Raw genomic sequence first — 8,456 nt, forward strand, 5'->3', positions numbered from 1 at the left:
GTTCAATCCTTCACGCGTTCTCGGACCTGGGACAGCACGCGGGCGGTATAGTCCACCAGCGGGATGACCCGGGCATAGTTTAGGCGGGCTGGACCGATCACTCCGATCGCGCCCAGCACCTTCTGACCGCCCGTCATATAGGGCGCGGCGATCACGGCGGAACCCGAAAGCGAAAACAGCCGGGTTTCCGCCCCGATAAAGATGCGCACGCCCTGGGCTTCGTTGACCCCGTCCAGCAGGCCGATGAGCTGTTCCTTCTGTTCGAGGTCGTCGAACAGCATCCTAACGCGCTCGAGGTCGTCCAGGGTCTCCGGGTCGGCCAGAAGATTGCCGCGGCCCCGGACGATCAGGGCGCGCTCGGCCACCTCGCCCCCGCCCCAGGCGGCCAGGCCGTCTTCAACAAGCCGGGCGGCGGTCTCGTTGAGCTGTCGGCGGGCCGCGTCCAGTTCGGTGCGCATCTCGCGCCCGGCCTCGGCCAGGGTCTTGCCGCGCAGACGGGTGTTGAGGAAGTTCGACGCCTCCTGCAGGGCGCTCGGCGTCACCCCGGCGGTCAGGGCCATGAGGCGGTTCTCCACCGCCCCGTCGTCAAAGACCATGACGGCGAGCGCCTGGTCGGCCGAGAGCGACACGAACTCCACGTGCTTCACGCCGGCGTCGCGCACCGGGGTGACCACCACCCCGGCCCCGCCCGCCAGACCCGAGAGGATGGCGCTGGCCTCGTTGAGGGCGTCGTCGAAGGTCTGGCCGCGGCCGGTGAGGCGGTGCTCGATGGACCGCCGCTCCTCCTCGCCGACGTCGCCCACCTCCATCAGGCCGTCGACGAACAGGCGCAGGCCCGCGTGGGTCGGCAGCCGGCCGGCGCTGACATGGGGCGCCCCCAGCAGGCCGAGCTGGGTCAGGTCCTGCATGGTGTTGCGGATCGAGGCCGGCGACAGATGCACCCCCCCCTTGGAAAGCGTGCGCGAGCCCACCGGGTCGCCGGTCTCCAGATAGCTTTCCACGACGCGGCGGAAGATGTCGCGGGCGCGCTCATCCAGGGCGGCGAGCGAAGGCCCGCCGGTCAAGAGCGAGCTGGTCAAGGAGCTAGGCAGGTCAGAACCATGGACGGAACCTCTGTATTCTAGGATAAGCGCGACCCTCTGCGGCGCAAGACGTCGCGCTCATATCCGAGCCCTTCATGCGCCCTTCTGACCGCACTCCCGAGCTTCTTCGCGCCGTGACCATCGAAACCGGGGTCAATCGCTATGCGGAGGGCTCCTGCCTGATCACCTTTGGCCACACCAAGGTGCTGATCACCGCCAGCGTCGAGGACCGGGTCCCGGGCTTCATGCGCGGCCGCGGCCAGGGCTGGGTCACCGCCGAGTACGGCATGCTGCCGCGGGCAACCCACACCCGGGGCCGCCGCGAGGCCTCGGAGGGCAAGCAGTCGGGGCGCACCCAGGAAATCCAGCGCCTGATCGGCCGCTCCCTGCGCGCCATTATCAACCCGACCCTGCTGGGGGAGCGCCAGATCTCCATCGACTGCGACGTGATCCAGGCCGACGGGGGCACGCGCACCGCCGCCATCACCGGCGCCTGGGTCGCCCTGCGCCAGGCCGTCAACTACCTGATGGAGGAAGGCCTGATCACCCAGGACCCGATCACCGACCAGGTCGCGGCGATTTCCTGCGGCATCTACAACGGCGTCCCGGTTCTAGACCTCGAATATGAGGAAGACTCCAACGCCGAGGCCGACGCCAACTTCGTGCTGACCGGCTCGGGCGACATCGTTGAGATCCAGGCCACCGGCGAGAAGCGCGGCTTCAGCCAGGATGAATTCGAGGCCCTGTTCGCCCTGGCCCGCAAGGGGATCAGCGAACTCTGCCTCATGCAGCAGGAAGCCGGCGCCCGGAAATAGAATGCAAAACGGGCGGCCCTGGAGAGGACCGCCCGTTTCGAACGCGACACCGCTGGAGAGCGATGGGTACGGGTCTTAGAGACCGTTCAGCAGCTGGCGGAAGGCCGAGGCGGGCAGACGAGCCAGCTCGTCGGCGAAGGGGGCCATCAGGCGGTCGATCAGGCTTTCAATGGCGCGAGCCATGGGTAGCTCCTTTGTGCAATGCAGCAATTGTTGCAGCGCATATAGGAGCGAAAGCCTTACGTGGCAATATCTAAGCACCGCTCAGTCGAACTATTTTGCACACGCACGCACAGTTTTTTGCCGCGCTGCGTCATCACGCCGCCGTGTTCAGCCGTCGTCGTCGTCCGGCAGGTCGTCGGAGGGCCCGGCCTCGTAGTGCAGCAGGTCGCCGGGCTGGCAGTCCAGCTCGCGGCACAGGGCCGCCAGGGTGGAAAAGCGTACGGCGCGGGCCTTGCCGGTCTTGAGGATCGACAGGTTCGCGATGGTGACGCCGACGCGGTCGGCGAGTTCGGTGAGCGACATGCGGCGTTCCAGCAGCACGCGGTCGAGCAGGACACGAATAGGCATGATCAGATCGTCAGCTCCGCTTCGCGGCGCAGGCGCGCGCCTTCGCGGAACACCTCAGCGAGGACAAACACCACCAGCACCGAGAACCAGGCCGTCAGGCTGAAACCCTGGCTGCTCTTGGTCTGGGCCAGGTCGAGCCAGTCGCCGGCGAAGCGGACGGCGTAGCGCACCAGTTCCAGGCTGCCGAGCGCCAGGCCGATCACCCGCAGGCGCAGCACATTGTCGGGGTGGAAGGGGTCGCCGGCGGTCAGGGTGGCGAAGATCTGGCGCAGCCGCGCCACGATCACCTGCAGGCCGGCCATATAGAGGGCCGCGGCGAGCAGGCCCCCGGCCAGGACAGGACCGCGGCTGACCACCGACGCCCCCTCGGCGCTCAGGGACAGGTTGGCGATCAGATCGGGATTGAAGCTCAGCAGCAGGGCGGCGAGCATCAGGACACCGACGACGCCGATGCCGATCCACAGGGCCACATAGACCACGTCGAGGATGATCTTCAGGAAGCTCGAAACCGAGCCGGGACCCAGGGCGCGCATCAACTGTATCTCCCCGCTGGCGTGGCTCCGCCGCCAACGCGGCGGCTGGCGGCGGGAAGCGTCTGGCTTGAGCACTTCTACTAGCCGACCAGGGCGCCGGCCACCAAGGCCACCACGGGGAGGGCGGCGAGAACGACCACGACTTGCATCAGGGCGCGGTCCATCCAGTTCATCACAGGCGAAAACATGACTTCATCTCCAGGTTTGCGCCGCCTTGGCGGCGCTTGGTGTGGTGGGCGGCCCGTCGCCGCCCGATGTCGATAGTCAATATGGGCGCATCGCTTTTCGATCAAGACAATTATCGAAAAACGATATGAAACATTGGTAATGTTGAGCTTGGAGGCGCGCAAACCCTTGCAATTGAACGGTTCGCGCCTGGCGACTATGGTCCGCGCTCTCGTCCCAACCGGAGGTTTCCCCATGGCGCTCAAGCTCGAACCCGGTGCGCGGCTGGTGGTGGCGACCCACAATCCAGGCAAGGTCGTGGAGATCGCCGCCATCCTGGAGAACCGTTTCTCCCTGGTGACCGCCGGCGAGCTGGGCCTGGCCGAGCCCGAGGAGACCGAGACCACCTTCGTCGGCAACGCCCTGCTGAAGGCCCGCGCCGCCGCCGACGCCAGCGGCCTGATCGCGCTGGCCGATGATTCCGGCCTGTCGGTGGCCGCCCTCGACGGCGCCCCGGGTATCTTCTCGGCGCGCTGGGCGGGGCCGGGGAAGGACTTCGCCGTGGCCATGGGCAAGGTTCAGGAACGGGTGGAAGAGAGCGGCTCGGAGAATCTCGCCTGCTGGTTCACCAGCGCGCTGGCCGTCGCCTGGCCGGACGGCCCCGCCGTCGTCGTCGAGGGCCGGGTGGACGGGACCCTGACCTTTCCCGGGCGCGGAACCCGGGGCTTCGGCTACGACCCCATCTTCACGCCGCTCGGCCACGACCTGACCTTCGGGGAGATGGACCCCGCCGCCAAGGACGCCATGAGCCACCGGGCGCTCGCCTTCGCGAAGCTCAAGGCCGCCATCCTTTGACGCCGCTGGCGCCGCTCGGGGTCTATATCCACTGGCCCTACTGCGCGCGCATCTGCCCATATTGCGACTTCAACGTCCTGCGGGACCGAGGGCGAGGTGAAGAACAGCGCGCCCTGAAGGCCGCCATCCTCGCTGATCTGCGCCGGCAGCGGGAGCTGACCGGCCCCCGAGATCTGACCTCCATCTTCCTGGGGGGCGGCACGCCGTCGCTGATGGATCCCGAGTGGGCCGGGGAGATGATCGCCCTTTGCCGAAGCCTCTGGACGCCCGCGCCGGACCTGGAGATCACCCTGGAGGCCAATCCGACCGACGCCGAGGCCGGGCGGTTCGCGGGCTTCGCCGCCGCCGGGGTGCAGCGGCTGTCCCTGGGGGTCCAGGCCCTGGATGACGCCAGCCTCGCCCTGCTCGGCCGCAACCACGGGGCTGACGAGGCCCGGCGCGCGGCAGCCCTCGGCGCGAAGCTGTTCCCGCGCCTGTCGCTGGACCTGATCTATGCGCGCCCCGGCCAGACCGCCGACGCCTGGCGGGCTGAACTCGCCGAGGCCATCGGCCTGGGCGCCGAGCACCTGTCGCCCTACCAGCTCACCATCGAGGCCGGCACCGCCTTCGACCGCGCCGTGAAACGGGGGACCCTGGTCCCGCCCGGCGAGGACCTGGCCGCCGAACTGTTCGACGTGACCCAGGAGTCCCTGACCGCCGCCGGTTTTTCCGCCTATGAGGTCTCCAACCACGCGCTGGGCGAGGCTGCCCGCTCCCGGCACAACCTCGTCTATTGGCGCGGCCAGGACTATGTGGGCGCGGGGCCCGGCGCCCACGGCCGCCTGACCCTGGACGGCGCCCGCACCGCCACCTTCGCCGCCGCCCGCCCCGCCGACTACATCGCCCAGGTCGCCGAGACCGGCCTCGGCTGGGCGACCCGCGAGACGCTGTCACCCCGACAGGCCGCCGAGGAGCGCCTGCTGGCCGGCCTGCGGATTGAGGAGGGCCTGACCTTCGCCGAGATCACCGCGCTGGCCCTCGATCCCGCCCATCCCGAGGTGCGGCGCCTGATCGACGCCGGCCTCCTCGCCGCCGATCCCGAGCGCCTGCGCGCCACCCCGGCGGGGCGCCTGGTCCTCAACTGGGTCACCAGCCGCCTGGCCCTGGCCTGAGCCCAAGCTTGCCATGGGCGGCCGAACCGGCGATTCCTCGCCCATGTCCCCCCGCCCGCCGCCACCCGAACTCTCGCAAGCGCCCCTGGCGCCGGGCCTCTATCTGGTGGCGACGCCGATCGGCAATCTGCGGGACATCACCCTGCGCGCCCTCGACGTGCTGTCGGCCTGCGACCTCGTCCTGGCCGAGGACACCCGGGTGGCGGGCAAGCTGCTGAGCGCCTACGGCCTGTCGAAGAAGCTGGAGCGCTATGACGAGCACTCCGCCGACCGCGCCGGCCCCAAGGCCCTGCAGATCTTGAGCGAAGGCGGCCGGGTGGCTCTGGTGTCCGACGCCGGCACGCCGCTGGTCTCCGACCCGGGATATCGCCTGGCCCGGGAGGCGATGGCGGAGGGGCTGCCGGTCTATCCGATCCCGGGCGCCTCGGCCCTGCTCGCGGGGCTCACCGTCGCGGGCCTGCCCACCGACCGCTTCCTGTTCGCCGGCTTCCCGCCCCCCAAGAGCGCCGCGCGCCGAACCTTCTTCCAGGAACTGGCCGGCCTGCGGGCCACCCTGGTGTTCTTCGAGGGCGGGTCGCGCGTGGCCGCCAGCCTCGCCGACATGGCCGCCGTCTTCGGGCCTCGCGAGGCCGCCGTGGCCCGCGAGCTCACCAAGCTTTACGAGACCGTGACCCGGGCGCCCCTGGATCAGCTGGCCGCCGACAAGCGGTTCGCGTCCCCCAAGGGGGAGTTCGTCATTGTGGTCGGCCCCGGCCGTGAGGAGGCCGCCACGCAGGCCGATGTCGATACAGCCCTGACCCAGGCCCTGGAGCGCCTGGGCACGGCCGACGCCGCCAGCGAGGTGGCCAAGGCGCTGGGCCTGCCCCGCCGAGACCTCTACAAGCGCGCCATGGCCCTCAAGGACGCCAAGCCGTGACCCCCATCCGCCAGGCCCGTGGGGCGGCGGCCCGGCTGTCGGGCCGGCGCGCCGAGGTCTGGGCGGCGATCTGGCTGATGCTGAAGGGTTACCGCATCCTGGGCTTTCGCCTGAAAACCCCCCAGGCCGAAATCGACCTGCTGGCCCATCGGGGCGGGGTCCTGGCTGTGGTCGAGGTCAAGTCGCGCACCACGATGCTGGCGGCGATGGAGGCGGTCAGCGCCGATCAGCGGGCCCGGCTGCGGCGCGCCGGAGCCACTCTGGCCGCCCGCCGGCCGGCCCTGCACAACGCCGCCGTGCGTCTGGACCTTATCGCCCTCGCGCCGGGCAGACTTCCAAGACATAGTCCAGACGCCTGGAGAGGTGCGTGAGCTGTCATGAGTCGCGAAGACGCTGAGGCCTATCTGACCCAAGCGGGGCAGTGCGTGGACGGCGACTTCCCCCTGCTGGAAGCCGCCATCGCCTGCGCCCTGCACGAGGACCCCAGCCGCGACGCCCAGCAGGCCCGCGACCTCGGCGAGTCCGGGATTGAGCACCTGACCCAGCGCCTGGCCACCGAAAGCCCCGAGGAAGCCCTGGCCGAGACCATGGCCGGGGACCTGGCCCTGGGGGGAGACCTCTTCACCTACGAGCACCCCGACAACGCCGACATCCTGTCGGTGGCCGAGCGCCGCAAGGGCCTGCCGGTGGCCCTGGGAATCTACTACCTGCACGTCGCACGCAAATGCGGCCTCAGCGTCCAGGGCGTCGACTTCCCCGGCCACTTCCTGCTGCGGATCGAAACCCATGAGGGGCCCCTGGCCCTCGACCCCTACAGCGAGGGCCGGGTGGTCCTGCCCTCGGAGCTCACCCGGCGGGCCCTGCACGCCGGCCTCACCCCCAACGTCGCCGACCGTCTGGACCGGCTGATGGCGCCCGCCCCCGACCGCGCCGTGCTGATGCGGCTGCAGAACAACATCTTCGCCCGGGCCGTGGCGGCTCGCGACTTCGGCCGCGCCGAACGCGCCGCCCTGCGCCGCGCCCTGCTGGACCCCAGCGACCACCGCCCCTGGCTGGACGTCGCCGCCGCCCGCGAGGGCCAGGGCGCCCTGGCCGGCGCCCTCCAGGCCCTGGCCCAGGCCTCGACCCTGGACGGCGGCGCGGCGCTGGCCGCCCGCGCCCACCGCGAGCGTGTGCGGCTGCAACTCAACTAAGCAGCGCTGGCGCTCGCGCCCGCCCCGACCTATCTGAACGCCTCAGCTAGCAAGGAAGCCCGCCCATGTCCCTGAAGGTCGCCGTCCAGATGGACCCCCTCGAGGGGATCAATATCGAAGGCGATACGACCTTCCTGATGATGCAGTCGGCCCAGGAACGGGGCCACACCCTGTGGGTCTACACGCCCGAGCGGATGGCCCTGGAGAGCGGCAGGCTCACCGCCAAGGGCCGTTCGGTGACCGTCCAGCCGGTGAAGGGCGCTCACGCGACCTTCGGCCCGTGGGAGACCCGCGACCTGTCGGAATGCGATGTCGTCCTGCTGCGCCAGGACCCGCCCTTCGACATGGCCTACATCACCTCGACCCATTTCCTGGACGCCATCCACCCCAAGACCCTGGTGGTGAACAACCCCACCGAGGTGCGCAACGCGCCGGAAAAGCTGTTCGTCACCACCTTCCCGGGCGTGCAGCCGCCGACCCTGATCACCTCGGATCTCGAGGCGATCTATGAGTTCCGCGCCCGCCAGGGCGATATCGTGCTCAAGCCGCTGAATGGCGCGGGCGGCTCGGGCGTGGCGCGGCTGCTGGCCGACGACCCCAATCTGGACGCCATGCTGGACCTGCACCGGATGATCAGCCGCGAGCCGGTCATCGCCCAAAAGTACGTGCCGGCGGTGGTGAAGGGCGACAAGCGCATCCTGCTGGTGGACGGCGAGCCGGTGGGGGCCATCAACCGCGTGCCCAGCGCCGGTCAGATCCGCTCCAACCTGGCGGTCGGCGGCCGCGCCGAGGCCGTGGAGCTGACGGCGCGGGACCTGGAGCTGTGCGGCGTCATCGGGCCGGAGCTGAAACGCCGGGGCCTGATGTTCGTCGGCATCGACGTGATCGGCGACTACCTCACCGAGATCAATGTGACCTCACCCACGGGGGCGGTGGCCTTGAAGAGGTTCACCGGCGTCGATGCGACAGTCCTGCTCTGGGAACGTGTTGAAGCGATTCGCGCCACAGTCTAGCTTCTGAGATGAGAAGAGTGGTCTAGGTGTCGTTTCCAAGAAGGTTGTTCACACGCTGCCATGGTGTGAGACCGGCGATGCCGGAGTGGGGTCTGTGGAGATTGTAGGTTCTGGTCCAGGGCTCGATGGCCTGGGCCCGCTCGGCTGAGGATCGATAGGGCCT

General features: G+C 69.6%; 11 protein-coding genes. 7 read left to right on the forward strand and 4 right to left on the reverse strand.

Going from position 1 to position 8,456, the window contains the following annotated elements; translation table 11 throughout:
- Nucleotides 1-2: 2 nt before the first annotated feature.
- Nucleotides 3-1,079: a heat-inducible transcriptional repressor HrcA gene (gene hrcA / locus Q8N10_RS11350; protein ID WP_304776175.1), complete on the reverse strand. Its 1,077-nt coding sequence runs from the start codon at nt 1,077-1,079 to the stop codon at nt 3-5.
- Nucleotides 1,080-1,177: 98 nt separating this feature from the next.
- On the opposite strand from hrcA, the gene rph reads away from it, so the two are divergent.
- Entirely contained in the window at nt 1,178-1,897 is a 720-nt protein-coding gene (gene rph / locus Q8N10_RS11355; protein ID WP_304776173.1) for a ribonuclease PH, read from the forward strand.
- Nucleotides 1,898-2,227: 330 nt separating this feature from the next.
- Here the strand turns inward: rph and Q8N10_RS11360 are convergent, their stop codons facing one another.
- Together Q8N10_RS11360 and Q8N10_RS11365 are read right to left on the reverse strand one after the other, a co-directional pair.
- Entirely contained in the window at nt 2,228-2,467 is a 240-nt protein-coding gene (locus tag Q8N10_RS11360) for a helix-turn-helix transcriptional regulator (RefSeq protein WP_304776171.1), read from the reverse strand.
- Between the two features lie 2 nt (nt 2,468-2,469).
- On the reverse strand, nt 2,470-3,000 hold the full coding sequence (locus Q8N10_RS11365; protein ID WP_304776168.1) for a DUF2975 domain-containing protein: 531 nt from the start codon (nt 2,998-3,000) through the stop codon (nt 2,470-2,472).
- A 420-nt stretch (nt 3,001-3,420) separates the two neighbouring features.
- Between Q8N10_RS11365 and rdgB the strand changes: the two genes are divergently transcribed.
- From rdgB to gshB, 6 genes are all read left to right on the forward strand, one after another.
- Nucleotides 3,421-4,020 carry an RdgB/HAM1 family non-canonical purine NTP pyrophosphatase gene (rdgB, locus tag Q8N10_RS11370; protein WP_304776165.1) on the forward strand — a complete coding sequence of 200 codons (600 nt, stop codon included), beginning with the start codon at nt 3,421-3,423 and terminating at the stop codon, nt 4,018-4,020.
- Nucleotides 4,017-5,171, forward strand: a complete 1,155-nt coding sequence (gene hemW, locus Q8N10_RS11375) for a radical SAM family heme chaperone HemW (RefSeq protein ID WP_304776163.1) — start codon at nt 4,017-4,019, stop codon at nt 5,169-5,171. Before rdgB ends, hemW begins: the two co-directional genes overlap by 4 nt.
- 43 nt (nt 5,172-5,214) lie before the next feature.
- Nucleotides 5,215-6,087 carry a 16S rRNA (cytidine(1402)-2'-O)-methyltransferase gene (rsmI, locus tag Q8N10_RS11380; RefSeq protein WP_304776160.1) on the forward strand — a complete coding sequence of 291 codons (873 nt, stop codon included), beginning with the start codon at nt 5,215-5,217 and terminating at the stop codon, nt 6,085-6,087.
- Nucleotides 6,084-6,458, forward strand: a complete 375-nt coding sequence (locus tag Q8N10_RS11385) for a YraN family protein (RefSeq protein ID WP_304776158.1) — start codon at nt 6,084-6,086, stop codon at nt 6,456-6,458. Before rsmI ends, Q8N10_RS11385 begins: the two co-directional genes overlap by 4 nt.
- A 6-nt stretch (nt 6,459-6,464) precedes the next feature.
- Entirely contained in the window at nt 6,465-7,280 is an 816-nt protein-coding gene (locus tag Q8N10_RS11390) for a transglutaminase family protein (protein WP_304776156.1), read from the forward strand.
- Nucleotides 7,281-7,345: 65 nt separating this feature from the next.
- Nucleotides 7,346-8,293 carry a glutathione synthase gene (gshB, locus tag Q8N10_RS11395; protein WP_304776154.1) on the forward strand — a complete coding sequence of 316 codons (948 nt, stop codon included), beginning with the start codon at nt 7,346-7,348 and terminating at the stop codon, nt 8,291-8,293.
- A gap of 22 nt (nt 8,294-8,315) precedes the next feature.
- Here the strand turns inward: gshB and Q8N10_RS11400 are convergent.
- A partial coding sequence (locus Q8N10_RS11400) for an integrase core domain-containing protein (RefSeq protein ID WP_304776214.1) occupies nt 8,316-8,456 on the reverse strand: 141 nt, incomplete at its 5' end.

Source organism: Phenylobacterium sp., assembly GCF_030693625.1.
GTDB lineage: Bacteria > Pseudomonadota > Alphaproteobacteria > Caulobacterales > Caulobacteraceae > Phenylobacterium > Phenylobacterium ferrooxidans.

What these genes read in the sequence shown, in the direction of transcription:
- rph (WP_304776173.1), top strand. Translation starts at nt 1,178, where the DNA reads ATGCGCCCTTCTGACCGCACTCCCGAGCTTCTTCGCGCCGTGACCATC.
- Q8N10_RS11360 (WP_304776171.1), bottom strand. Translation starts at nt 2,467, where the DNA reads ATGCCTATTCGTGTCCTGCTCGACCGCGTGCTGCTGGAACGCCGCATG.
- Q8N10_RS11365 (WP_304776168.1), bottom strand. Translation starts at nt 3,000, where the DNA reads ATGCGCGCCCTGGGTCCCGGCTCGGTTTCGAGCTTCCTGAAGATCATC.
- rdgB (WP_304776165.1), top strand. Translation starts at nt 3,421, where the DNA reads ATGGCGCTCAAGCTCGAACCCGGTGCGCGGCTGGTGGTGGCGACCCAC.
- rsmI (WP_304776160.1), top strand. Translation starts at nt 5,215, where the DNA reads ATGTCCCCCCGCCCGCCGCCACCCGAACTCTCGCAAGCGCCCCTGGCG.
- Q8N10_RS11390 (WP_304776156.1), top strand. Translation starts at nt 6,465, where the DNA reads ATGAGTCGCGAAGACGCTGAGGCCTATCTGACCCAAGCGGGGCAGTGC.
- gshB (WP_304776154.1), top strand. Translation starts at nt 7,346, where the DNA reads ATGTCCCTGAAGGTCGCCGTCCAGATGGACCCCCTCGAGGGGATCAAT.